Origin of the sequence: Roseibium sediminis (genome assembly GCF_008711325.1) — a bacterium.
GTDB lineage: Bacteria > Pseudomonadota > Alphaproteobacteria > Rhizobiales > Stappiaceae > Roseibium > Roseibium sediminis.
Window position 1 is genome coordinate 1 of the sequence record NZ_VXDB01000037.1, and the last position, 22,757, is coordinate 22,757.

Genomic DNA, 22,757 nt, shown 5'->3' on the forward strand with positions numbered 1-22,757 from the left:
GAGGATATCCCAGCTGGCTGTCATTGTTCAGATCAACATTGAATGTGGCTTCGTAATCAATCGGATCCACAAATGCACTGGATATGCGATTTCCGTCAGCATCTGTTTGCCAAACGACATATTGACCGTCGTCATGTGCCCAAAGGACCTGATATCCGCCGGTTTCATTGGCCTCGACCTGAATGGCCTGCCAGCCGGCCAAACTGTAATCTTTTACCCAACCCACGGAGTCCAGCTGCAGTTTTATTTTATCGCCGTTCGCGGCAACGATGACATAACTGCTGCCAGCCTTTGCCAGTTCTACGTTCCCGTTGGTCTCGACCGAAGTCAATGTAGAAAAGTCAAAGATCATTTGATCGAATGATCTATTGGTGTCGAAGAATGAAAGCGTCTCGACGTCATTGTAGACCGTATCAACAAAAGCTCCGACTACCTCGATATAGTCTACGAAAAAATTGAAGGTGTACGAACTCAGGGATTGAGAAAAGAAGACCCAATCGACCCCAGCTCCGCCGATAAATGTATCTGCGCCGTCTCCCCCGAACAGATCGTCATCACCGGCTCCGCCGTTGAGAATATTATCTGCGGAGTTTCCGTATAGGTAATCATTGCCACTGCCGCCAGTAGCGTTTTCGATCGTGACGCCGTTAGCAATTGTATAGCCGCCCCGAACGCCTGTAGCGGAGGACAGAACACCGCCGCCTGTGGGGCTGTAGTCCAGCGTCGCGGCGACGAGAGAAATCGTGACGTTTCGTGAGCCCGTGTAGGCGATGGTATCATTGCCGCCAGAGTCCCAGATGCAGGTGTAGTAGGTTCCGGTACCGTTTGTGTCCGGCAAGTAGTAAGTGTTATCGCCAGTATTGGCTTGTCTTACGCCATAGCGTTCCTGAAGGAGAGCCAGATCGAACGCCATTGGTCCGACAGTTGCACCAAATGCGTCGGGCCATTCCGGATAGAGTTCAGCATAACCGGCATTGTAGCTCATCATGGTGTAAATGCCCTGATTGAGGTTGAAGTACCCCATATCAGCGCTGTTGGAGACGCCCCCCATGACAGGCGATCCACCGCCATTGTCGTGTGGATGGGCCATTCCCAGTCCGTGCCCAACTTCATGCTGGAACACAAAATACTCGAGTGATCCTCGTGCCAGATTCGCGAGGTTCATATTGTAGGTATTGAAGACCGCTACGCCAGGATTGAGCTCACTGGGTGGGTTCATATAAGCGTAAGTGTCGTCCACCCAGCGGTCGGTGACAAACTTGAACGTTGCGGCGCTTGAATCGTTCGTGACCGTAAAGGTCAGGTTGGTACCGATAGAGAGATCATTGAGGGCAGCCATCGCCCCGTCGATTTGTGCCTGAGTCCAACCGTCGGAGCGAACGCCGTCAAATGTTTGACCCGCACGGGCAAAATATACGGTCACATTTGTGCTGGGGACGGCAGCGCCGCCCCAGTCGAGAGCGTCTAATGGAGACGCGGTTGGCACCGCTATTTCCTGACTGGAGAAAGTATAGCTTCCTGTTCGGCTGCCATAGCCAGCCGCGCTGATATAGTAGCGTCCAGAGTGGGCTGCACCAAAATTCAAAGACGAAAAGAAGCCCGCACCACCATCATCATCTTCAGCTATCAGATTTCCCTGCGCATCATAGAGGCGGAGATAAGTGTCCGATAGGGCAGAGCCACCGCTACCTACCAAGTCAAACTGGTAGAGCTTTCCAGCAACCAAATCGATTGCGGCCCAGTCCTGATCGCCAGCGTAACTAATCGTGCCATTGATTACATCGCCAACCTGAATGACATACGGCGTTGCTGTGGACGCTGGCGCATCGGCCCCTTCCGAATAAGTCAGGGAATTTTCAGAATTACCGAAATCTGAAACCAAATCATTGTTGGTTACCGGTTCCACTTCTCCGTCCACGACGGTGACAGCAGATGCTTCGAATTTATTTACAGATGCCGACAACTGGTTATCGAGGCAAAATCCACACATGGTGAACCCCTGTTCGTTCAGAAAATTATGAGCAGAAATACCGAGCGCTCGTTAAAAAACCACCTATCGCTTAACCGACCATTTGTCAAAATAATCTCGCAAGAACGAACTGCTCATTGCTGAAATTCCGTTACGATAGTGTGTCCCAAATTCGGTAATGATGCATGAATGCATCTTGTAGAACCTTAGCGTTTCATTGTTTTGCAGTTCGTGCGACGTGAGTATTGCAAACCCTTAGGAATTGGCGAGTGAAGATATAGGTGATTTAGCTTGGCTCGGTACTGCCTAAAGGGGTAAAGCTCGCAAAGCTGTTCCCTCTCTTTGGAGCGTCGGCACAATCTCACCCAACTTCGAAATGCAGGTATCAGCTGCTGCCGATCTGGTGCATTTATCCAGATCGTCGAACTTCTCGTTGATCTCACTGAGTGCCAACAGGTTCGCGGTTGCGACGATGACGCCGTCGGCGCCGGAGGGCTGGTTGTCCTCGTCAGCTTCAAAGAGTTCTTCAAACAGCTTTTCTCCGGGTCGAAGTCCGGTGAACGCTATTTTAATGTCTTTCCCCGGCCTCAGTCCGGCAAGAGAGATGAGAATTTTGGCGAGATCGACGATCTTGACCGGGTCTCCCATGTCGAGAACATAAATCCGGCCGCGCTGATTGGAATTGTCGACGCTGAAAGCAGCTGCCTGCAAGACCAGCTCGGAGGCTTCCGGAATGGTCATGAAATAGCGGCGCATGTCCTTGTGGGTGATGGTCACCGGGCCGCCGGTCTCGATCTGCTTGCGGAACAGCGGGATCACGGAACCGTTTGACCCCAGCACATTGCCGAAGCGCACGGTAATGAAACGTGTATGGGTGCCGGAGACGTCAAGGGCCTGGCAATAGGCCTCTGCAGCCCGTTTGGTTGCTCCCATGATGCTGGTCGGTTTGACCGCCTTGTCGGTTGATATCAGCACAAACCCATCGACGCTGTGGGCCGCTGCCGCATCTGCAACGTTGCGTGTGCCGAGCACATTCGTCTGAATGGCTTCCAGCGGGTTCTCTTCCATGAGCGGTACATGCTTGAGGGCTGCTGCGTGGAAGATGATCGAGGGCCTTTCAGTTTTGACAATGTCCATGATCCGGTCGCGATCTCGCACATCGGCGAGGACCGGGCGTTTGGAAAGTGTAGGGTCGATCTGCCCGACTTCCTGTTCGATCGTGTAGAGCGCAAATTCCGAATTCTCAATGAGAACAAGCCGCGAGGGCGCGTATTTGAGAACCTGGCGCACGACTTCGGAGCCGATGCTGCCTCCTGCCCCGGTGATCATGATGACGCGATCGGAAATAAGGTCGCTCATCTTGCTGCGGTCCAGCTTGACTGGCGGCCGACCGAGAAGATCATCGATTGTGAGTTCGGAAAAATCGGGTTCTGAAAGGTCAAGGGGGCGGGGGCTGGCGCGTTTGACCGGAATGCCAAGATCAGCGGCGGCTGTGGTGAGGATCTTGGTGAATTCGGCCGGCGGGCGACTGGTGACCGAGAGGATTGCGTCCAGAGAAACGCCGGATCGCTCAAGTCGCTCTACAAGATTTCTCAGTTCTGCGACGTCGCCCAGGATCGGGATGCCGCGGATGCTGTGGCCGCCTTTTTTTATGTTTGTGCAAATGAGGCCGTGCACCTTGTAGCGACCGGATGTTTCCAACTGATAGGTGCGAATGATGTGTTCGGCATCGGCCACGCCGCCAGCAAGCAGGACATGTTGGGCGTCTGCGGCAGGCTTTTGAAGGCTGCTGACGCGCGCGAGCGTTCCGTCTTTCAGCGCCCTGTAGGCGAGGCGGGGAGCGCCGATCATGACGACCATCATGAACCAGCTGATGAACGGGACGGACCTTGGAAGTCCGTCAAGGCGCGACACGAGAAATAGGCAAATGACGAAGACGACGATTGTCGCTGTTGTGGCGATGACAATGGCTTTCAGGTCTGCCAAAGATGCAAAACGCCAAAGGCCTCGGCCAAGGCCAGCCAGCTTGAAAATAATGAGTGAAATGGCAACAAAGAGACCAACCCATTGAAGGAGCTTGTCAGCGGGTGGCAGGTTGTCAAACCCGTAGCGGGCGGCTATGGCGAGCGAAAGTGCCACGCCGGACATCAGGGCGTCATGCAGGATGGCAATCAGTCTTTTGTTCAGCAGTGTCATCTGGTTTTATATAAAATCCGGCAAAGTGACGAAACAAGGCGGGTATCACCATAAAGCAGGATTTGCAATTTGTCTTGCGCACTGGTTGTATCTTCGGTAATCGCAAGGGTCATTTTTGATCGAAATTTCTGTTTCTTTCCACACTTACGGCGCCTGTTTCAAGACGATGAATAAGCGGTTGTTGCCTTCAGAACGGGGCCTGTTCATTCTTTTAATTCTGACGCCCTTGGCAATGATCCTGTCGCGGAACATCGCAACGCCCATTCTGGCTATCGGAACGGTTGTCACTTTCGGATTTTTGTGGTGCGACGGGTTTCGGCCGGGGAGCGTGCTGAAGGAACGGGATCCCGCAACACGCGCTGCAGGCCTCATTGGGTTATGTTTAATCGGCTTGATGACCTTGTCGCTGTTTTGGTCTCCGGTCCCCGGACGAGGTGGTGAAACTACATTGCATATGGCGGGAAACGCCATCATGCTCGCCATTGCGGCCGTCGGTATCAGGGGAGGCATTCAAAGGGACCGTTCGACAGCTGTGTTTCCGTGTATTCTGTTGTTGGTCACGGCTGTGTTGATCCTGATCGAATTGCGGTTTGGTTCACCGGTTCGTAGCGCGCTTGGCGGAACCTCCGAGGCCTTTCGTATGAACAGGGGGGCTGTGGCGCTGGTTCTTTTTCTGCCCCTAGCACTTTATTTTTTGCCAGCTACGACACCTGCCCGCGGCTTCTCGATCCTGACAGTCGGTGTGGCTGGAATTGCCGTCTTCCTATCGGAAAGCGAATCCGCCAAGCTGTCTTTTGGCGTTTTGTCGATTGCCTATCTGTTGGCCCGCGTGTTGGGCCGATATGCGATTGCAGTGTTTGGGTTTGGTGTCTTGGCAACCTTGCTGCTGACGCCGCGTCTTGCGCTCAATCTTAACAACTTGATCCCGGACTTTCTGAGCGAGAACATTTCCTATGGAACCTTGGGGATCCGTGCGGATATGTGGGGCGAGTTCTCCAAGCTGATCTGGTTCAAGCCAATTTTGGGCCATGGCATGGAAGCCAGCCATGTCGCGCGGGATACCTACGGGCATCTGTTGGCAAATGACAGGGTTCTCGGATTTGGGCATGCACACAACTTCGCGGTGCAGGTCTGGTATGAGTTGGGTCTGGTCGGGGTATTGCTCTTTTCAGCCCTTATCATCCTGTTCTTCCGATCTCTCAAAAGCTTGCCCGTCCGTGCTGTTCCTCCGGTGCTGGCAACCGTTTCTGCTATCTGGACCGTATCCCTTGTCAGCCATGGAGCCTGGCAGGCCTGGTGGTGGAGCCTGATGGGGATTATTGCGCTGCTCTGGTTGATGGTTCTGCACAGCGAGAGGGAAGCTGTACCTGTGCAATCATGAAATCGTGCATGATAGCAGTGAAGCAAGACAATACCCCACGAAAAACTTTTCGTGGGGTATGTTGTGTGTTAGTTTTACCCCACAGATAAAGGTATGTGGGGTAACAAATGCCCATCGAGTATCACAGCGCGATTGGAACTGCGGCCTGGACGGACCTGCGGCGCTCGCTGATTGATGGCTCGATCTCTGACTTACGCGGAACACCAAGGCAGAAAACGGTTGGGGCCAAGACCTACTGGTATGACCACTTTCGCGTCGGAAATCGGACGGTTGATCGCTATATCGGTGAGGATACGCCGGAGCTCCGGGGCCGTCTGGAACGTCAGGCGGAGATTGCCCAGGCGGCCAAGCAGGCCGAGCGCGACCGGGCGCGACTGATGCGGGTGCTTAGGGCCGAGGGCTACCTTTTTGCCGATGTCGGATCCGGTCAGGTGGTTGCAGCCATGGCCAAGGCCGGTGTGTTTCGTCTTGGCGGCACGATTGTCGGCACCCATGCCTTCCGCTGTTATGAAGGTGAGCTCGGCGTGCGGATCGGCTTTGATCAATCGGCCACGACGGATGACATCGATATTGCCAGCTTCGAGCGCCTGTCCCTTGCTCTGGCCGATACGGTCGAGCCGCCGCTTGCGGAAACGTTTGCTGAGCTTCAATTCGACCCCCTCCCCGCGATGGAAAGCGGCAAGACCTGGCGCTGGCGGCACACGAACCGGCAAACCCTCGTGGAATTCCTGACTCCCTCCTTTGAGGAGGACGAGGCAATCCGCGATTTGCCGTCCCTTGGGGTCAACGCACAAAGTCTGCATTTTCTCAATTATCTCATCGCGGAGCCGATCCGCGTACCGTTCCTCTATCGATCCGGTGTCTTGGTGCAGATCCCGCGCCCAGAGCGCTACGCGGTGCATAAACTCATTGTGGCAGATCGCCGTCAGGGCGGGCCGAATGCGATCAAGGCGCATAAAGACCGCGCGCAGGCGGCCTTCCTGATCGAGGCTTTGGCTGAAACCCGCCCGGAAGACCTTGCCGAGGCCTATCAGGTCGCACTGGAAGCAGGACCTGCCTGGCGCCAGCGGATAGCGGCGAGCCTGAAGCGCCTGCCTAAAACAGCCGACCTGCTGCAGGCTGTCCTCTGAGGCTCGCCCGCGACATTTGCGTTCTAAAGGGCAGGCAAAGGCCGTTAACCCTTCATTAACCTTAAAAAACTTGACCCGACTCACCTTTTCATTCGTAATTTACGCCAATAGGGCCGGTTGGGGCTGATTTGGCGTAACTCGACTTTCCCACCGTTGTTTTCGGTCTGCTGCGTTGATCGGGTTTGCTGCATTTTGCGAATCTGCTCATGGTGCAGTCCATGTGCATTTATGCGTGCGGATATGGAGGAATGCTCTCCTTTTTCCTGCAGGCATCCAGAGGCAGAAGCCGTGATGAACAGGTTTGGTTCAAGGAATGATAAAAACAATGGCCGCCGATGAGCAGATTGCCCGCGATGCCGAGCAGCTGTCCGAACAGCTGAGCGAACTGCGTGCGCGGCTCTTTCCGCCGGCGAACATGAAGGTCATGCGGTCCTTCACCTCCGGCGAAGCGGCAAAACTGATTGGCGTGTCGGATGGCTATTTGCGCCAGCTGGCGCTTTCCGGCGAAGGCCCCTCCCCTGCCGTCGATGATCGCGGCCGCCGCAATTATACGCTTGCCGACATCAATGCGCTGCGCCACCATCTTGCCGCCCAACATGAGCCGGGCAGTGCCAAGGCGCGGGCCTATGTGCGCCACCGCGATCGCGCGCGCGGCGAACATTGCCAGGTGATTGCCGTCACCAACTTCAAGGGCGGCAGCGGCAAGACCACCACCTCCACCCATTTGGCCCAGCATCTGGCGATCCGCGGCTATAGAGTGCTAGCCGTCGACCTCGACCCGCAGGCCTCTATGTCCTCGCTCTTTGGGTACCAGCCGGAGCTGGACCTGAGCGGCAATGACACGATCTATGGCGCGATCCGCTATGACAATGAGCGCGTGCCGATGTCCGAAGTCATCCGCACCACCTATGTGGACGGGCTGGATCTTGTTCCGGGCAATCTGGAGCTTCAGGAATTTGAACACACCACGCCGCAGTTCCTCGCCAGTCGTCCGGCCGGAACGAAGCCGGAGGACCTGTTCTTTGCCCGCGTCCAGTCGGCGCTGACCTCGGTTGAGGCGAATTACGATGTCGTCGTCCTCGATTGCCCGCCGCAGCTCGGCTATCTGACGCTTGGCGCACTGTGTGCGGCTTCTTCCGTCCTTGTGACCGTCCACCCGCAGATGCTGGACGTGGCTTCCATGAGCCAGTTCCTCTTCATGACCTCGGATCTCCTGTCCGTTGTGCGCGAAGCGGGCGGCACGCTGAATTTCGATTTCCTGCGCTATCTCGTGACCCGGTTTGAACCGCAGGACGGGCCGCAAACCCAGATCGCGGGCTTCCTGCGGGCCCAGTTCGGCGATCGCGTGTTGACCGCGCCGATGGTGAAGTCCACCGCGATCTCCGATGCAGGCCTGACCAAGCAGACGCTTTACGAAGTTGGTCGGGAGAATTTTACCCGGGCAACCTATGACCGGGCGATGGAAGCGTTGACAGCTGTCAACTCCGAGATCGAGACCCTGATGCTGGACGCATGGGGGCGCAAGAAATGACCGCGATAACCTTATCGGCAAAGTTATGCTCGCCCCCTTCCACCTGGCGTATACTGCCCGCCTTTGATTTGGGCAGCGCTTCCGGGGAGGATCAGGCATGACCAAGCGCAAGGACCGGCTGAAGGCATTGTTTGCCGGAGCAGAGCCGCAAGAGTTCCCGAAGGATCTGGAAACCAAATCCGCCAAGACCCCACCTGCGTCACAAGCGGCGGCTTATGAACGCAAGTCGGCGGCTGCCAAAACGAGTGCCCCCTCCCCTGCCCCGATTGAGCAAGAACACCCCCCGGTGGCAGAACGCCCTCGGGCGGCGTCCGGTGCGGTAAAGGCGATGGGACTGTCGCTCGGCAAGATGGCCGAGGAAATGAAGGAGCAGTCCGGCGAGCGGATCGTCGAGCTGGACCCGGCCCATATCGAGCCCTCCCCGGTCGCCGACCGCATCACGCTGGAAGCGCAGCTGGATGACGGCTTTGCGGAGCTGGTGGAAAGCCTGAAGACGCGCGGCCAGCAAGTGCCGGTGATGGTGCGCCGTCATCCGGACCCGGCCAAGGCGGCAGATGGCTGGTATCAGGCGGCCTATGGTCATCGGCGTGTGCGGGCGGCCCGAGAACTCGGGATCAAGGTGCGGGCGATTGTCCGTGATCTTTCCGACGAAGCCTTGATCCTCGCGCAGGGCAAGGAAAACTCCGAGCGGCGGGATCTGTCCTTCATCGAGCGGGCCTTCTTTGCCCGTGCGCTGATCCAGCACGGCATTTCCCGCGCCATGGTTCAAGAAGCGCTGTCAATCCACAAGACCGAGATGACCCGTCTTTTGCAGGTCGCCGAGAAAGTCCCCTACCCGATTGCCCGAGCGATCGGCCCGGCGCCCAAGGCCGGGCGGCCGCGCTGGCTGGAATTGGCCGAACTGATCGATGGCGAAGCGGCAGAAGTCATTGCGCGGGACGAAACCATGTCGGACACCTTTCGGGCCTGCGATTCTGACACCCGCTTCAAACGACTGCATGCCCGCTTGCTGAACCGGCGCTCAAAGCGAACGTCATCTGCCCAGGTTGTGAAGAGTAGCGCAGGTGTTCCGATCGCCGAGCTGAAAGGCGCATCCATCAAGCTGGCGAGATCCGTTCCCACGGCGTTTTCGCAGTTTCTGGCGAGCCGCTTGCCGGAGCTTCTCGACGCGTTCGAGAGCGAACAGGCCAAGGACAAGACTTCCGGTTGACAGCTGTCAACTGAGGAAAGGTGCTTCCGGCACCTGAATTGAAACGGAAGACGAGGAAAGGAGACAGGCAACAAAAAAGGCCCCCAAAGCAGATCACCTCGGAAGCCCTCTTTGTATGTAGCAATCTCAGAGAATCACTTCCCCGAAAAAAAGTCAAGTCTGCCTGCACCGCTCTGGTGTGCGGGAGTGCCTTTCTATTGCCGTTTTGAAGGTGATGGACACGACGACACCCCTTGCAACGACGCCTTTTGGCGGCGGACGGTTTTCTGTTGCCTTGTTCAAGGCGCAGAAATCCTTGATCGAACGACGTGCTGCGCTGAAAGACGGCAGCAACATCACGGGAAAAGTGGATAAGTGGCAGTTCCTTCGCGCCTTGACCGAAGCCAAGGCCGCCTTTGCCATGACTGACCGCGCCATTTCAGTGCTGGAAGCGTTGATGAGCTTTCATCCGGAAAAGGAACTGAATGGCGCTGAGGACATTATCGTCTTTCCGTCGAACCGGGAGCTCAGCTTGAGGGCGCGCGGCATGTCCGAGCCGACGCTGCGCAGGCACGTTACCACACTCATCAAGGCCGGCTTTCTTCTTCGCAAGGACAGCCCGAACGGCAAACGCTTTGCGCGAAAAGGGCAGGGCGGTCAGGTCGAGGACGCTTTTGGCTTCAATCTCGCCCCGGCTGCACTGATGGCGCCGGATGTGTTCGAAGAGGCGGAAAAGGCGCGTCATCAGGCATTGGAGCTGCGCAAGGCGCGCGGCGAAGTCACGCTGCATCTTCGCGACATCTCCAAGATGATTGAGGCTGCGTATGAGGACGGCATTGCGCAAGAAGATCCCGACCAGTGGTTTGGCTTTGCTAACCGTCTCGCGGAGCTTTCCGGGCGCGTGTCCCGTCATGCCTCGCTTCAGGAGACCCGAGACAGGTGTCAACGGCTGGTGAGCCTGCGCGTAGACGTCGAAAGCGCGTTCCTGGCGGGGATGAGGGAAGAGGATCTGGAGACGGGAGAAGACACTTCTGATCTGCAGGAAAGCCCTGAAACAAGTTCCAAAAATAAAAAAAATAACGGCAATGCCGCTCAAAATGAGCGCCATATTCAGAATTCAAAAACAGACTCCTCATTTGAATTAAGCACAGAAAAAAGTGAAGCGGAGGGCAGGGGCGGTTTTGGCCGAGCCGAACCGGAAGCCATCCGATTGAGCGAATTGAAGGAAGCTTGTCCGGAATTTGCCGAATATGCGCTGGACGGGCTGAAATCCTGGGCAGATGCACGAAAGGCAGCGGATCTCGCCCGGCCCATGCTCGGCATTTCAAAAAGCGCCTGGCTTGAAGCAGTGGAAGCCATGGGGCAGGGCGGTGCGATTGTGGTTCTGGCTTATCTGATCGAGCGGGCAGGGGAGATCAAGTCCGCCGGCGGATATCTTCGCAGCTTGACTGAACGCGCAAGCGCCGGAAAACTCCGCCTGCGACCGATGGTGGAGTCTTTGTTGAACCGGTGAGAAATACAATGAAAGAAATCAAATCATTCCCCTTCACTGACCAGCTGAGTACTTTCCCTCAGAGGCGCTATGTGATTGTGGAACGGCCAGACGGAATTTTCTCCATTACTGAGCAGTATTTATATCAATCCTCGGATGAAGATGGACAGATTTATTCGGAAGGATGGGCGTCTTTGGGCGCCGACGGCATCTATTTGGATGCCGCATCTGCAATACGCGAAGTGCAGAGGTTAATAGAGGTCACGGGGCAAGATATCGACCCATTCGAAAGCGGTCTGATATAAGGGAAGGGTGCTATACTTCTTCAAGTTCCAGAATATTGCCTTCCGGATCGCGAACGAACAGGATTTTGATATCCGTATCTCCCGCTTTCAGCGTTGTCAGTTCGCCAATCTGGGAGCCGCCGTTTGCGAGGATGGATTCGAGTGTCGACGCGATGTCGTCAACCTGAAACGACAGGTGACCAAAACCCGGCGTGTTGACAGCTGTCAACTTCGGCTCCGGTTGGGTGTCAAATTCAAGAATTTCGAGAAAGGGCCTGTCGCAATCGGAAAAAGAGAGCCAGATCGATGTAACATCGGAATTCTTGACCTCCGTCCCGCGCTCGACCAGCTCAGCCGGAATGACTTTGGCCTCTCGTTTGATCTTGCAGGTAAAAACAGTCTGATAAAACGCAGCCAACGCCTCCGAATCGCGGGCAACAAGACAGATATGCAGGAGTTTCATCCGGAAAGGCCCATTGTTTGAAGTTTGCGGTCATCATAACGTGTGAAGTCCGGTGGGAAGGGCCAGATTGTCGTGTTGGAATTACTAAGCGTTGCTCCCCCGGGACGGAAGGCACCGGTGACAACTGTTAACGCGCGAGCCCGGTGATATAGGCATGTGAGCTTTCGATGAGCCTTTCAACGACGGCCAGTTCTTCCTGGGTTGTGGGCGTATAGATCATGACAAAGCCAGCCCAACCTTCTCGTCTGTTTGCCCATGGATGTGCAACGGCCCAGCCCGCACGAATGGCCTTGATCGCGACGGCGGGATCCAGGGAGGCATGCAAGCTGCCATCGGGATGCAAATGTGCAAACTCGCGACCTCCGACAATGGCTTCTGGATGGGCCAGCGGCAGGTCTTCCTGCAGTTGAAACCCGACAGCCCCCGGAAGGGATAATCGCGTTGGTCCCAGCACCACACCAGGCAAGGCTTTGACCCGAGCCAGCAGTTTCTCCGACAGTTCCGGAACCGCTTGGACGCCGATTTGCACATGCGGCACGCTATCTGTTGTGCGGGGGATCGGCGTCGGACGGGATATAAGCTCCAGAGTTGTTGCAAAGGCGGGAGGCATCAGACCCGACAGAAGCAAAGCAGACAGCAGTCCGAGCAGAAGTTTAGGCATGTTGGTCTCCCATCGAGGCGAGAAAAGGAAGAAAGACACGCCCGGCCGAAAACCGGGCATGGTTCTCTCACAACATCGTAAATCAGTTTTGCGGGTACCAAGGGTAGGGGCCCATCCAGAGATCGAGCATGACGCGCCAAGCGTTCATTTGCAGCCAATCATCATAATGCCCCCAATGTGCATACTGCGGCAGTGAGATATTCGCGACCACTTCCTCAGGGCCTGCTTCTGTTTCAAATCCCTTGAAGATGGCGGCGCGCAGATCCTCGATATATTGTCCCGATGCCTGAACGTGCTCCTTGGTGCATCCTTTGACGACCTCTGCAGGCGGAAGCTCGTTGTGGGAACACACGGCTACGTCAAAATTCAGTTCCATGATTTCGTCCAGGGACCGTTCCCATTCCCGGATATTGAAATCCGGGGCGATGGTGAACATCACCCGATTTGGTGTCACCAGATCTGCGATATAGGCCGTTTTGCTGTCTGGCAGCACGAATACGGTCATTCCAAGTCCATGGTTCAGGCCAAGATGGTGCAATTCGATGGTCTTCCCACCCAGTTTGTACGTCTTTTCGTTGCCATCCCAAATTTCATCGGGAGGTGAGGTCTCCTGACCAGGATGAGCTGCAAGCCATGCAGCTGCATCGGAATGCATGACTGTTTCCGCGCCTACGTCCTGAAAGACCTTGCCGCCGCCGGAGTGGTCCCAATGGTTATGGCTGTGAAAGGCGTATTTGACCGGCTGATCGGTGACTTCCTTGATCGCGGTCAATAGCTCTGACGCGTGAGCCGTATTGACCGTTTCAAACACGGCAACACCGTCGTCGGTGACCAGGAACATGGAGTGATATCCGTTGCCACCACCAAAGCTGTAGACACCTAGCGCAATTTCGTTCGTGTAGGAAAGTGGAGCCTCTGCAAGAGCTGGAGCGATGGCTCCAAGAGCAAAAAGAGCCGCAGCCGCAACACCGTGGGTGTTGGAAATCGCCATGTTTGATACCTCCAAATTTGTCCGATCCGGCGTCATTTCAATCACGCCACAATTAACAAGTAGTACAAAATGTACAGTAGTACAACAATATGTATCATAAAAGATCGACCTGTTTCCCAATGCGCGTTCCTGCGCTACAACCACGACATGGATAAAGCGATTGACCCCCGAATGGATGCGACTCAGGCTCAAGCGTTGAGCGCAGCGTTGGAATTGCTGCAGAGCAAAGGGCTATTGGCGGTAAGCCACGCCGCAATAAGTGCCGAAACAGGAATTTCCAGGAGTACACTTTATCGACATTGGCCAAAGCTCGAAGATCTGCGGAATGCGGCAATTGCGCGGGCTGCGACTGGGCAGAACAATAGCCCGCGCACCAACGGCCCGCTAAAAACCGATCTCATATGGATTCTGGGACATCTGATGACGGCTTTGAACGAAACGCCGTGGGGCAGGATTGCGCCGCAGGTGATCGCGGTCGCCGCTATCGAGGATCAGGCTCGCCAGATGTTGAGCAAGTGGATAGAGGATCGGAGCGAGACCATGAAGTCTGTCTTCGACGCTGCAATCAGTCGCGGAGAAATCTCTGAAGGCGCACGGATTTCGCAGTTGATCGAAATGGCGATCGCCGTGCCTTATTTCCGAAAGCTTATCTCCAACCAGCCGCTCGACCATGAGTGGCTGGATAACCATGTTGACTTGATTTGCCAGCTGGCCGTGGCCGACGAGGTCGCCGAAAGCAGTTCTCCGAGCTGACGGTCATCAACGACGATGACTTCGACACCCTATCCCCGTAGCCCTTGCCGACGAATTTAGAGACGAACGGGATCGGCTGATCCAAGCGCTACCTGACGTTGGGCTGCACTCCGGCTCCCTCCAGCAGAACGAGATTGGCGTTGCGGGATGCCTTGTTTTCCAGCGCCTCCAACGGCACGCCACTGCGGGCCATGACCGCCATGGCAGCGCCCAGGTCTCGCATAAGCGCGATGGCAGCGTTGCTGTCGAAGGTCTTGGGGAGCCGGCCCTGATCCACCTGCTGTGAGAAATAGGTCGACATGCGAGCCATGTCGTCCTGCGGCATTTCCTGCAAGGCCGCCGCCACTTTAGGAAGTCGGTCGCGCAGGGATATTGCAACCGACATGATCAGGCAGCCGCAGGGGTGACCCGGCCCGGCAACATCGGCTGCAAAACAACGAAAAAACTCACGCAAGCCTTCCTTCGGGGAGGGGGCATTTGTCAGCGCGTCCAAGGCCGCCGGGGAGCGGGTTTCCCGGTAACGGTTCAACGCCGCAACAAACATGTCTTCCTTTGAACCAAACGCCTTGTAGAGGCTTGGTTTCGAAAAGCCGGTTCGTTTCGACAGGGTCTCCGTGTCTGCGGCATCATACCCCAATTCCCAGAACACATGGATGACCTTGTCGAGAGCCTCGAGCTTGTCAAAAGTTCTCGGCCTGCCAGGCTTGCGGTTTTCTTTTTCTACCATTTGGTAACTAATCGCTTGACGTAACGTTTCTGATGTCGGTAATAAAATACCAACCAGTAGATTATTCGAGTTTAGATCCAATGCGCCTCGGGCGCAACAAAGGAGCCCGCACATGTCGACATCCAGACGCCTCGCTTCCACGCTTTCTGCTGCACTTCTCATGGGCGCAAGCTTGCTGGCCACCAATTCACTGGCGCAGGAGACGCGTCCCGATATCAAGTTTGCAGGTGCACTTGAATTCTCGGAGGATGGGACGCTGTTTGTCGGAGACAATCACAACGGCGCCATCTATGCCTTTGAAATTCCTGCCGAACCGGGCGGAAATCAGATCATGCCGAGCACAATTGCAAATATCGACTCCAGGATCGCGGAATTGCTCGGAGTCGGGGTAGGGGCGGTTGAGATCAACGACCTGGCGGTTCACCCGGTTTCTAATGAAATCTATATCTCTGTTACACGGCTCAGCGGTTTTGCAGCTCAACCGGCCATTGTGAAGGTTTCGCAACAGCAAGAGCTGAGCCTGCTTGATATGGGAAAACTCACGTTTCAAAAGCAGGAATTGACGGAGTTTCCGAATGCCGACGAGACCTTTGGTGTCCGTGGCATGGGGCCTTTCCCCGCACTTCCCCGAGACATTGCGAAAGACAACGTCTCCCTTACATCACTCGCGATCATGGACATTGAATATTACGATGGCGAGTTGTTTGTTGCGGGTGTTGCGCAGGAAAACTTCCTGTCTTCCCTCCGACGAATTTCCTATCCGTTTGACGGAAAGCAGAGCATTTCTTCCGTCGAGATGTATCATATTGCGCATGACCAATATGAAAGCCGGGCGCCCATCCGTGCCATGTCTGTGCAGGAAATCGACGGCAAACCTCAGCTAGTCGCCGCCTATACATGCAGCCCGATTGTGCTGGTGCCTTTGGAAGAAATTGCGGACGGAGCCAAGATTTCCGCCCGGACAATCATGGACTATGGCAATGGCCAGCCGCTGGACATGATCTCGTTCACCTACAAGAGCCCGTTTGGCGGCGAGGCCGAACCGATGCTTTATGTGACCAGCAATGCGCGCGCGCCTCAGGCCATCCCGGTCAAGGGCTTGCAGGAGGCACAGGTGGTGATCCATACGGCCTTCGAACGTGGGCCGAAGCTCGACCTCAGCCCGGTCATGCCCTTTGGGCCGGTTGGAAAGCCTGTCATGTTCGAGGGAACTCCCCTCCACATGGCTCTGGTTGGCGACGGCTTTCTTGCGTCGATCACACGCGATGCCTATTCCGGCAGCCTGAACCTCGACACGAACCCGGCCTGGTTCCCCAACCGCATTCACAATCTGGTCGCGGAATTCGACTTCCCGCAATATGACCCGGCAGCTGGCAAGCCGCGGGACTGACCATGAAAAGGATACCAGGAACAAGGCTCGCCGCAATTTTGGCGGGCCTCGGCCTTTGGATGCTGGCGGGCTCTTCTGCAGTTGCTTATGAAGCAGGCCTTTCTGTGCCCACAAGCGAGAGCGATCCGGTGCGGCTGACCCTTGCTGCAGAACATTCGCTACAGGATGGCCTTGATGCGCCCGAGGTCTTGCAGGTTTTCACCGGGACGGCAGGGGACTGTTGTGAGAACCGGACACCTGTTGCTGGCGATTATGTGCTGCACGGGTCTGTTCTGGAGTTTCGGCCCGCCTTTGGCTTTGCGACTGGTCAGGCCTATGTCGTTCGAGCGGTAACAAACGGGGTGGAGCGTATCGCGCCATTCAGGCTGCAGGGCCACCTCCCGACACTTGGCGCGGCCGTGACCGGGCTTTACCCAAGCGGCGATGTTCTGCCGGAAAACGCGCTGCGATTTTATGTCCACTTTTCAAGACCAATGTCGCCGCATGTCGCCTTTGACTATATCAAGCTGCGCAAGGCTTCTGGCGAAGTGGATGAAGCGGCTTTCATGAAGTTCAAGCAGGAACTTTGGAACGAAGACCGCACGCGCCTGACCGTGCTGATCGATCCCGGCCGGATCAAACGCAACGTGGCGACAAATATCGAGCTTGGGCCGGCGATGGTTGAGGGGGAAAGCTACACCTTGAGCGTAGGTGAAGGTTGGCCCTCCGCGGACGGGACATCCTTTTTGCCGGAATTTTCCAAAACCTTCACTGTCGGGCCAGCGCTTCGCGAGCGTCCAGATATCCTGAACTGGCAGATCACCTCACCTTGTCTTGGCACGCGCAATGCGCTGGAAGCTGCCTTTGACAGATCCTTCGACAGGTCACAGCTGCAGCACAGCATCAGCGTTGTGACTGCAGACGGAAAGGCGGTCACCGGCACCGTCGAGGTCGGCGAGGGGGAGACCTCATGGCGCTTCAAGCCTGCCAAACCGTGGCCTGACAGTGAAATGGTTCTGACTGTCCAAGCGGTGCTGGAAGATGTTGCCGGAAACAATTTTAGGGATCTTCTGGATCACGCCGTCAGCGAAAAAGCCGTTGACCTGCCTGATACAACGCGGCCAATTCGTTCCAGATCGTGTTCGGGATGAGAGCGTAAGCGGGCGGGAAGGACCGTTGACACCTGTCAACGCAGGCTACTTCGCTACTCGGTCCCCGCGGCCCTTGCCGGTGAACGTGGCGAGGATGATTTTCAGCTCCAGAAGCAGCCCGCGGCGGGCGATATATTCCGCGTCCTTTTTGGCAAGGCGCACGGGATCGCTCATGTCGATGTCTTTGATCTGAGCGAGACCGGTGATGCCGGGAAGGACGGTCAGTACCCTGCGTTTTGTGCGCTCATGGACCAGCTCTGTTTGTACTGGCAGGCAGGGGCGGGGGCCGACGAGGGAAAGCTCGCCTTTCAGGATGTTCCAGACCTGTGGCAGTTCGTCGATCTTGGTCTTGCGGATGAAGTTACCGATCGGCGTCACGGCGCTCTGCGAGACTTCATGGGTGCCAGCCTGTTTGGTGTCCTTGGCCATCGAGCGGAACTTGTAGCAGGTAAAGACCTTGCCACCTTTGCCGACACGGACTTGCGAAAAAATGCCCGGCCCCGGAGAACCCGCTTTTACCAACACCCAGATGATCGCCAGCAGCCACCAGAACAGTAAAATGACCGACAGCGCAAAGCCATAGTCGATGAGGCCGCGCCCCAGCCGGTAGACTGGGTTCTCGTCCTTCGGGTCGGCAAGAAACATCGGCTCGTTAGAGGCATTTGGAAAATCGAAGCTGACCAGCGTTTCGGCGATCCGCTTGACCGAGACCGTCGGCGCCAGAGCGGAGAGAAAAGCAAAGGCCGGGCCGCGCAGAACCTTGGGAAGCTTTTCCAGAACCGCCAGCTTGCCGGCGAAATGCTCGCCATGCACAGCGGGCAAAAAGAGATTGACGATCTTGATGCCGTTGATGGTCTCCAAAACCCGGATCGTTTCGCGTTTACTGCGGGCATAGGCAGTGTCCAGCCCATCGTCAAGCGCATGAAAACTGGAGACATTGATAAAGACCGGCACCTTGGCCGCGCACGCCGCCTCCGCAACAGTTCGCGTCAGCGCCACATTGGCAGCCTGAAACTCCGCGTCGCTTGCATCAGCCGTGTTGTTCAGGACCGCCAGATGCAAAACCGCATCAACGCCTTCAAGCAGCTCCGGCAGCTCCTCATAGGATCCACACTTGGCATTCCCGGCAAGGCCCTTGAGCCGCGTAGGGTCCCGGCCAACCAGCACAAGGTCAATCCCGGCCGCCGCCAACATCGGCACCAACTGAGCCCCCAAAAAACCCGAGGCACCTGTCATTAGAAGTCTCAAGCGAAGATCCTAGTGAAAACGAAAGTCAGGAACGGTCTGAATAGAGCGATATTCGAAAGGCGTCAAAGGGTCGGCTTTGCAGCCTCCGTAATCGACACAAGTTCTTACTCGCCGCTGCGCTTGTCTGGTTCAATCTGGAAAATGCAGCGGTGTCATCGACGGAAAGACCTGTGATTGCGACAGTATCACCGCGTTCACACCTGACGATCATCCCGGCAAGTCTGTCTCGTTGACGCTGAGCAGGCCGCTGCGTTTGGCACGGTCAATGAGGTTCTTGACGGAAGATGGCGACCATTTCGTTCCACCGCGGGGTGTACGCGCGTGCAAACGCTCCAACTGGCTGGCGATTTCACGCAAGGTCAGTTCCGGGTTCGATGCATGGATGCCCGCCACGAGTATCATCAATCGGTCTTCCGGCGGGCGTGGTGGCGACTTTCTAAGCAGGTCCTTGCCCGCCATGCCCTCGGCTACCATCCACTTTACCGCGCGCCGCAGTCGTTCGGGCGTCCAGTCAAATCCGCGGCTTCTCAGAAACCGGGCGACATCGTCCCAGGTGTGATCGGGACGCATGCGTCGGACAATCGGGAGCCATTGGTCTGCATTTGCCTGGATGCGCACACCATAGGCAGCTTTTTGAGCGGCTGTCATCTTGGCCAGTGCTTCTGGCCGTCGCTCGCGGATGCCGGGATTGCCGGGTAACTTGCCCCGCGCCTTTGCAGCCTTGATGCCTGCCTTGGTGCGCTCGGAGATGAGGGCGCGCTCGAGTTGGGCGACCGCTCCCAGAACCTGCAGGGAAAACATGCCCTGAGGTGTTGATGTGTCGATCGGGTCGCTCAGCGAGCGGAAGTGTGCTCCCTTTGCATTCAGGTCCTCGATTACCTCAAGCAGATGGGGCACCGAGCGAGCAAGCCGGTCGAGCCGTACAACGACCAAGGTTTCGCCGGCGCCAATCTCTCGAACCAGCTTGGCGAGGGCAGGTCGCGCTCGAGATGCGCCGGATCCATATTCCTCGACGATTGTTTCGCAGCCGGCCGATCGCAGCTCCAGTTCCTGTGCTTCTGTCGCCTGTTCGTCCGTGGAGACGCGTGCATAGCCGATAAGGCGTCCCGCAGGTCGAGGGGAGGTGTGATTTAGCGCTGATTTGGCCATTTGGTGCGCCTGAGAGCCGACAAAAGGGCAATTTCCAATTAAAGAAGATACAAATAACTGATCGTTTGTAAACGTCTTTTGGGCATCTTTTCCATGACCCGTACCGTCAAAACCCCAGGAAAACCGGGCCATCTCGTCGATCTGAGCACCGATTGCCGGGCCTTTGTTCAATCCTGAAGGCGTTAGACTGTATATCGGTGAATGAGAGTTGAAGGGACAATCTATGACGGAAGTAATTAACTTAGTAGCTTCCGTATAAGTATGGAAATCACGTTAATACAATGCCTTATGAAATTGGAAAACTGAACCTCGAGGCTCTCTTGTCGCCGATATCGGCCGCGGAGGATGCGCTGGCGCGGCTTGATGAGCGTGTTGCCCGATCTGAGGTAGGACAAGGCTTTTCCGAGCGGGCCGATTTCTTCGAAGCCGTCTGCAACATGTGGGTTGCCGGAGAACTCGTTCATCTGGAGGACCTGGTTCTGCACGATGCGCAGATGGACGTTCGCGCACCAAGCCACGAACTTGTCATTGCGCACCGGATCGTTCGGGCAAGGCGACGGGCAGTGAGAAACGATCCGGGTTGGGCGATCTCGCGGGCTGGGATCATGGCCTTTGCGGGGATTGCAGAGCAGGAGGATGAGCTTCCAAAAAAAATCGAGAGGAGGGGGGAGGGGAGCTATCTCAGAATGGACGAGCACGATGCGCTTCCTCCGGAATTGGCAGAGTTCGACGAGGTGCTGGCGGAAACCAGCTGGCTGGTGGAAGCCGTTCCCTCCGGATCTACCATTACACGGCAACCTGATCTGATTGTGGGCGAATTAGTCATCCGGGACCCTGATTGGGACGAAACCGAACGGATCTCTAAATGGCTCGAGTTGGTCAGAAAAGTTGAAGCGCTTCCGGTGACCCTGGCCGCAGCGGTTCTTTGGGATGGCTGGGAGCAGCTCGAACCGCTGCAACGGCAGCATTGGCTTGGGCAGGTGCTTGTTTCAGGTTACCTCAGATCGCGCGGAAAGGTCCGGTCCCACCTTCTGGCCTTCTCAGTGGGTCTGCGAGAGATGCCTCGTGAGCGGCGGCGTGCTCGGGATAGATCAACCAGGCTGATTGCTTTTCTCGACGCGATGAGAGCGGCTGCTATCGCTGGGATGAAAGATATAGATCGCCTGACGCTCGCGAAACATCAGCTTGAACGACGTGCTGTCGGCAAGAGATCAAACAGCAGCCTACCGGCTGCGATCGAGCTCATACTTTCGCGGCCGATCGTATCTGCGCACATGCTTGCAAAAGCGGCTGGGATCACACCAAGAGGGGCGCTTAACCTGGTCAGTGCTCTTGGTGTGCGGGAGGTGACGGGCAGGGGGCGCTACCGGGCCTGGGGGATTTTGTGAGGACGCTCAGGCCGCATCTGCTAGAGCATTTCCAGGCGAAGTGGATACCGGTTCGCCGTCAGGAAATGCGCCAAATCAAATATTTAGAGCACGTCGAGTGATTCAGTGAATGCGAGACATGCTCTAGGTGCCATTGGCCGAGTGCGTTCGGAAATTTTCTTTCAATCAGTCGGCTTAAGACTTTCAATTAGTCGTTCATTGACTTTCAATTGGTCGCAAGAAAATGAGCAGGACATGTACCCAAGATTTGCCAAAGCGAGGATCGAAGAGGCGCTGTCAGATACGCGCGTTGTTCTCATCTCAGGGCCCCGTGAGTCAGGCAAGACAACGCTCGTAATGGATGTCGCGGGTGATAGGACCCCCTTCCTGACCTTGGATGATGCCAACGTTCTGAGGTCCGCTATTGATGATCCGGTCGGGTTCGTTCGCGGTCTGGACGGGGCCGTGATTGACGAAGTCCAACCCCTCTGACAACGCTCCACATTCCAAAACCGCGTTCACAGCATCCGTGCGATCGCAGAGTGGAAAGTTGCAGCCGGAGCTATCGCCTGAGGTCAATCCTCATGACAGAAGCCGACACTGTTATTTTATATGATCCCTGGTGGAACCCCGCGGTTGAACGCCAGGCCATGGACCGCGCCCATCGCATCGGACAGGAGAAACCAGTCTTCGTTTATCGGCTGGTGGCCAAAGGCACGGTAGAAGAGAAAATCCTCTCCCTGCAGGCCCGGAAACAAGCCCTCGCTGACGCGCTTCTGTCAAACCCCGACACGCCGATTGCCGGTCTTTTCGATGAAGACATCTTGAACGACCTCTTTGCTCCGCTGGGGTGAAAGGGAAGGTTCCCAAAAATTTGCCAAAGGCTTGTTCGGTCCACAAACGGAAATGACCGTGTTCAACACCTGCCAGTAAATTTGCGACACGGCTCTCGAAAAGCACCCGCCCTACATCGCCCACCACGAGGCGGGGGAGGAAGGGGTTTTGCGGCCGCCAAAGGCGGCTTGGCAAGGCGTGTCTCACCGGGTCATGCCGCGCAGATCACCGGATCGGAGAACGGGGTTTCCAAAGGGGTGCCGCCCCTTTTGGTCCTGCGGAAGGCATGGGGGGTTTGAAAGGGGGGAAGCTGTGCTATAGTCCGTCGCCTACGAACGAATCTGAGTTAATTCTAGTAGGTTAGAGAATAAATTAGATAATAAGGGTATCCCGCAAGGATCGGTTGGCATGATTGATGACATTCTCACGCCAGAGAAAAGCGGTAACTCCCGCGCCGTCCAGACCAGAATCAAGGGCAAGAGTGCAGGGGCTATTGGCGGGCAGCGAGCGCATGATCTCCGCATTGGACCGCAGCCGCAATATGTCGATCCCACACGGGCCCATCTCAACAGGGTGCTGATCGAACCACAGACAGGAACGCAGCTTCGCAAGATCTGTGAGGATCGTCGCGCCTCGCGCAACACTGTCCGCGCCATGAAGTCCAGCGTCGCCGTAGGCATGGTCGGCATCATCACCTTCGGCCACGAGGCCCAGAAGATCTTCGAGACGCTGACACCGGAGCAACAGGACGCAGCTTATCGTGAAACAGCGAAAGCCATAGCCACGCGGCTGAACACCACCTTGACAGGGCTGGTGGTGTTGATTTTCACTGAGAACTGACCCGGTATTTTCACCGAGAATTGACCCACCTT

Annotated in this window: 21 protein-coding genes; 13 read left to right on the top strand and 8 right to left on the bottom strand. The window is 56.3% G+C overall.

What is annotated here, in order from left to right; translation table 11 throughout:
• Together F0155_RS21420 and F0155_RS21425 are read right to left on the bottom strand one after the other, a co-directional pair.
• A partial coding sequence (locus F0155_RS21420; protein WP_150526615.1) for a M10 family metallopeptidase C-terminal domain-containing protein occupies window positions 1-1,990 on the bottom strand: 1,990 nt, incomplete at its 3' end.
• Between the two features lie 285 nt (window positions 1,991-2,275).
• Window positions 2,276-4,165, bottom strand: a complete 1,890-nt coding sequence (locus F0155_RS21425; protein ID WP_150526616.1) for a polysaccharide biosynthesis protein — start codon at window positions 4,163-4,165, stop codon at window positions 2,276-2,278.
• Window positions 4,166-4,637: 472 nt separating this feature from the next.
• Between F0155_RS21425 and F0155_RS21430 the strand changes: the two genes are divergently transcribed.
• The 6 genes from F0155_RS21430 (at window position 4,638) to F0155_RS21455 (ending at window position 11,193) form a co-directional block, all read left to right on the top strand.
• Entirely contained in the window at window positions 4,638-5,546 is a 909-nt protein-coding gene (locus F0155_RS21430; RefSeq protein ID WP_161599869.1) for an O-antigen ligase family protein, read from the top strand.
• A 107-nt stretch (window positions 5,547-5,653) separates the two neighbouring features.
• Complete coding sequence (locus tag F0155_RS21435) at window positions 5,654-6,676, top strand: nucleotidyltransferase family protein (RefSeq protein WP_150526618.1); 1,023 nt, start codon at window positions 5,654-5,656, stop codon at window positions 6,674-6,676.
• Window positions 6,677-7,001: 325 nt separating this feature from the next.
• Window positions 7,002-8,207, top strand: coding sequence for a plasmid partitioning protein RepA (gene repA, locus F0155_RS21440; protein ID WP_192913862.1), 1,206 nt, complete (start codon window positions 7,002-7,004; stop codon window positions 8,205-8,207).
• A 97-nt stretch (window positions 8,208-8,304) separates the two neighbouring features.
• On the top strand, window positions 8,305-9,417 hold the full coding sequence (repB, locus tag F0155_RS21445) for a plasmid partitioning protein RepB (RefSeq protein ID WP_150526620.1): 1,113 nt from the start codon (window positions 8,305-8,307) through the stop codon (window positions 9,415-9,417).
• Window positions 9,418-9,631: 214 nt separating this feature from the next.
• On the top strand, window positions 9,632-10,909 hold the full coding sequence (repC, locus tag F0155_RS21450; RefSeq protein ID WP_150526621.1) for a plasmid replication protein RepC: 1,278 nt from the start codon (window positions 9,632-9,634) through the stop codon (window positions 10,907-10,909).
• 8 nt (window positions 10,910-10,917) lie between these two features.
• The gene (locus tag F0155_RS21455) at window positions 10,918-11,193 is read left to right on the top strand and encodes a hypothetical protein (RefSeq protein ID WP_150526622.1); all 276 of its coding nucleotides are present in this window, start codon (window positions 10,918-10,920) and stop codon (window positions 11,191-11,193) included.
• Between the two features lie 10 nt (window positions 11,194-11,203).
• On the opposite strand, the gene F0155_RS21460 is transcribed toward F0155_RS21455, so the two are convergent.
• The 3 genes from F0155_RS21460 to F0155_RS21470 form a co-directional block, all read right to left on the bottom strand.
• Window positions 11,204-11,635, bottom strand: coding sequence for a VOC family protein (locus tag F0155_RS21460; RefSeq protein WP_150526623.1), 432 nt, complete (start codon window positions 11,633-11,635; stop codon window positions 11,204-11,206).
• 127 nt (window positions 11,636-11,762) lie between these two features.
• Entirely contained in the window at window positions 11,763-12,296 is a 534-nt protein-coding gene (locus F0155_RS21465; RefSeq protein WP_150526624.1) for a luciferase domain-containing protein, read from the bottom strand.
• A gap of 82 nt (window positions 12,297-12,378) precedes the next feature.
• Entirely contained in the window at window positions 12,379-13,287 is a 909-nt protein-coding gene (locus F0155_RS21470) for an MBL fold metallo-hydrolase (RefSeq protein WP_161599870.1), read from the bottom strand.
• 147 nt (window positions 13,288-13,434) lie between these two features.
• On the opposite strand from F0155_RS21470, the gene F0155_RS21475 reads away from it, so the two are divergent.
• Complete coding sequence (locus tag F0155_RS21475) at window positions 13,435-14,040, top strand: TetR/AcrR family transcriptional regulator (protein WP_161599871.1); 606 nt, start codon at window positions 13,435-13,437, stop codon at window positions 14,038-14,040.
• Between the two features lie 88 nt (window positions 14,041-14,128).
• Here F0155_RS21475 and F0155_RS21480 read toward each other — a convergent pair whose 3' ends face one another.
• Window positions 14,129-14,767, bottom strand: coding sequence for a TetR/AcrR family transcriptional regulator (locus tag F0155_RS21480; protein WP_161599872.1), 639 nt, complete (start codon window positions 14,765-14,767; stop codon window positions 14,129-14,131).
• A 112-nt stretch (window positions 14,768-14,879) separates the two neighbouring features.
• Between F0155_RS21480 and F0155_RS21485 the strand changes: the two genes are divergently transcribed.
• Both F0155_RS21485 and F0155_RS21490 read left to right on the top strand, forming a co-directional pair.
• Window positions 14,880-16,157 carry a hypothetical protein gene (locus tag F0155_RS21485; protein ID WP_150526628.1) on the top strand — a complete coding sequence of 426 codons (1,278 nt, stop codon included), beginning with the start codon at window positions 14,880-14,882 and terminating at the stop codon, window positions 16,155-16,157.
• Window positions 16,158-16,159: 2 nt separating this feature from the next.
• A complete protein-coding gene (locus tag F0155_RS21490; RefSeq protein WP_150526629.1) occupies window positions 16,160-17,287 on the top strand; it encodes an Ig-like domain-containing protein in 1,128 nt (375 codons plus the stop codon).
• Window positions 17,288-17,332: 45 nt separating this feature from the next.
• Here the strand turns inward: F0155_RS21490 and F0155_RS21495 are convergent, their stop codons facing one another.
• Window positions 17,333-18,523 carry a hybrid nucleoside-diphosphate sugar epimerase/sugar transferase gene (locus tag F0155_RS21495; protein ID WP_150526630.1) on the bottom strand — a complete coding sequence of 397 codons (1,191 nt, stop codon included), beginning with the start codon at window positions 18,521-18,523 and terminating at the stop codon, window positions 17,333-17,335.
• 219 nt (window positions 18,524-18,742) lie between these two features.
• Window positions 18,743-19,684, bottom strand: a complete 942-nt coding sequence (locus F0155_RS21500; protein ID WP_192913863.1) for a recombinase family protein — start codon at window positions 19,682-19,684, stop codon at window positions 18,743-18,745.
• A gap of 281 nt (window positions 19,685-19,965) precedes the next feature.
• Here F0155_RS21500 and F0155_RS21505 point away from each other — a divergent pair, with 281 nt between their 5' ends.
• The 4 genes from F0155_RS21505 to F0155_RS21525 all read left to right on the top strand — a co-directional run bounded on the left by F0155_RS21505 (window position 19,966) and on the right by F0155_RS21525 (window position 22,725).
• The gene (locus F0155_RS21505) at window positions 19,966-21,072 is read left to right on the top strand and encodes an RHE_PE00001 family protein (RefSeq protein WP_150526631.1); all 1,107 of its coding nucleotides are present in this window, start codon (window positions 19,966-19,968) and stop codon (window positions 21,070-21,072) included.
• A 234-nt stretch (window positions 21,073-21,306) separates the two neighbouring features.
• Window positions 21,307-21,543, top strand: coding sequence for an AAA family ATPase (locus F0155_RS21510; protein ID WP_208999406.1), 237 nt, complete (start codon window positions 21,307-21,309; stop codon window positions 21,541-21,543).
• Window positions 21,544-21,635: 92 nt separating this feature from the next.
• A complete protein-coding gene (locus F0155_RS23695; RefSeq protein WP_150526632.1) occupies window positions 21,636-21,905 on the top strand; it encodes a helicase-related protein in 270 nt (89 codons plus the stop codon).
• A 388-nt stretch (window positions 21,906-22,293) separates the two neighbouring features.
• The gene (locus F0155_RS21525; RefSeq protein WP_150526633.1) at window positions 22,294-22,725 is read left to right on the top strand and encodes a plasmid recombination protein; all 432 of its coding nucleotides are present in this window, start codon (window positions 22,294-22,296) and stop codon (window positions 22,723-22,725) included.
• Window positions 22,726-22,757: the final 32 nt, after the last annotated feature.

Coding starts and splice junctions, on each gene's coding strand:
- F0155_RS21510 (WP_208999406.1), top strand. CDS start 21,307: ATGTACCCAAGATTTGCCAAAGCGAGGATCGAAGAGGCGCTGTCAGAT.
- F0155_RS21480 (WP_161599872.1), bottom strand. CDS start 14,767: ATGGTAGAAAAAGAAAACCGCAAGCCTGGCAGGCCGAGAACTTTTGAC.
- repB (WP_150526620.1), top strand. CDS start 8,305: ATGACCAAGCGCAAGGACCGGCTGAAGGCATTGTTTGCCGGAGCAGAG.
- F0155_RS21465 (WP_150526624.1), bottom strand. CDS start 12,296: ATGCCTAAACTTCTGCTCGGACTGCTGTCTGCTTTGCTTCTGTCGGGT.
- F0155_RS21455 (WP_150526622.1), top strand. CDS start 10,918: ATGAAAGAAATCAAATCATTCCCCTTCACTGACCAGCTGAGTACTTTC.
- F0155_RS21425 (WP_150526616.1), bottom strand. CDS start 4,165: ATGACACTGCTGAACAAAAGACTGATTGCCATCCTGCATGACGCCCTG.
- F0155_RS21485 (WP_150526628.1), top strand. CDS start 14,880: ATGTCGACATCCAGACGCCTCGCTTCCACGCTTTCTGCTGCACTTCTC.
- F0155_RS23695 (WP_150526632.1), top strand. CDS start 21,636: ATGACAGAAGCCGACACTGTTATTTTATATGATCCCTGGTGGAACCCC.
- repC (WP_150526621.1), top strand. CDS start 9,632: ATGGACACGACGACACCCCTTGCAACGACGCCTTTTGGCGGCGGACGG.
- F0155_RS21490 (WP_150526629.1), top strand. CDS start 16,160: ATGAAAAGGATACCAGGAACAAGGCTCGCCGCAATTTTGGCGGGCCTC.
- F0155_RS21470 (WP_161599870.1), bottom strand. CDS start 13,287: ATGGCGATTTCCAACACCCACGGTGTTGCGGCTGCGGCTCTTTTTGCT.
- F0155_RS21430 (WP_161599869.1), top strand. CDS start 4,638: ATGCTCGCCATTGCGGCCGTCGGTATCAGGGGAGGCATTCAAAGGGAC.
- repA (WP_192913862.1), top strand. CDS start 7,002: ATGGCCGCCGATGAGCAGATTGCCCGCGATGCCGAGCAGCTGTCCGAA.
- F0155_RS21435 (WP_150526618.1), top strand. CDS start 5,654: ATGCCCATCGAGTATCACAGCGCGATTGGAACTGCGGCCTGGACGGAC.
- F0155_RS21495 (WP_150526630.1), bottom strand. CDS start 18,523: ATGACAGGTGCCTCGGGTTTTTTGGGGGCTCAGTTGGTGCCGATGTTG.
- F0155_RS21460 (WP_150526623.1), bottom strand. CDS start 11,635: ATGAAACTCCTGCATATCTGTCTTGTTGCCCGCGATTCGGAGGCGTTG.
- F0155_RS21475 (WP_161599871.1), top strand. CDS start 13,435: ATGGATAAAGCGATTGACCCCCGAATGGATGCGACTCAGGCTCAAGCG.
- F0155_RS21505 (WP_150526631.1), top strand. CDS start 19,966: ATGCCTTATGAAATTGGAAAACTGAACCTCGAGGCTCTCTTGTCGCCG.
- F0155_RS21500 (WP_192913863.1), bottom strand. CDS start 19,684: ATGGCCAAATCAGCGCTAAATCACACCTCCCCTCGACCTGCGGGACGC.
- F0155_RS21525 (WP_150526633.1), top strand. CDS start 22,294: ATGATTGATGACATTCTCACGCCAGAGAAAAGCGGTAACTCCCGCGCC.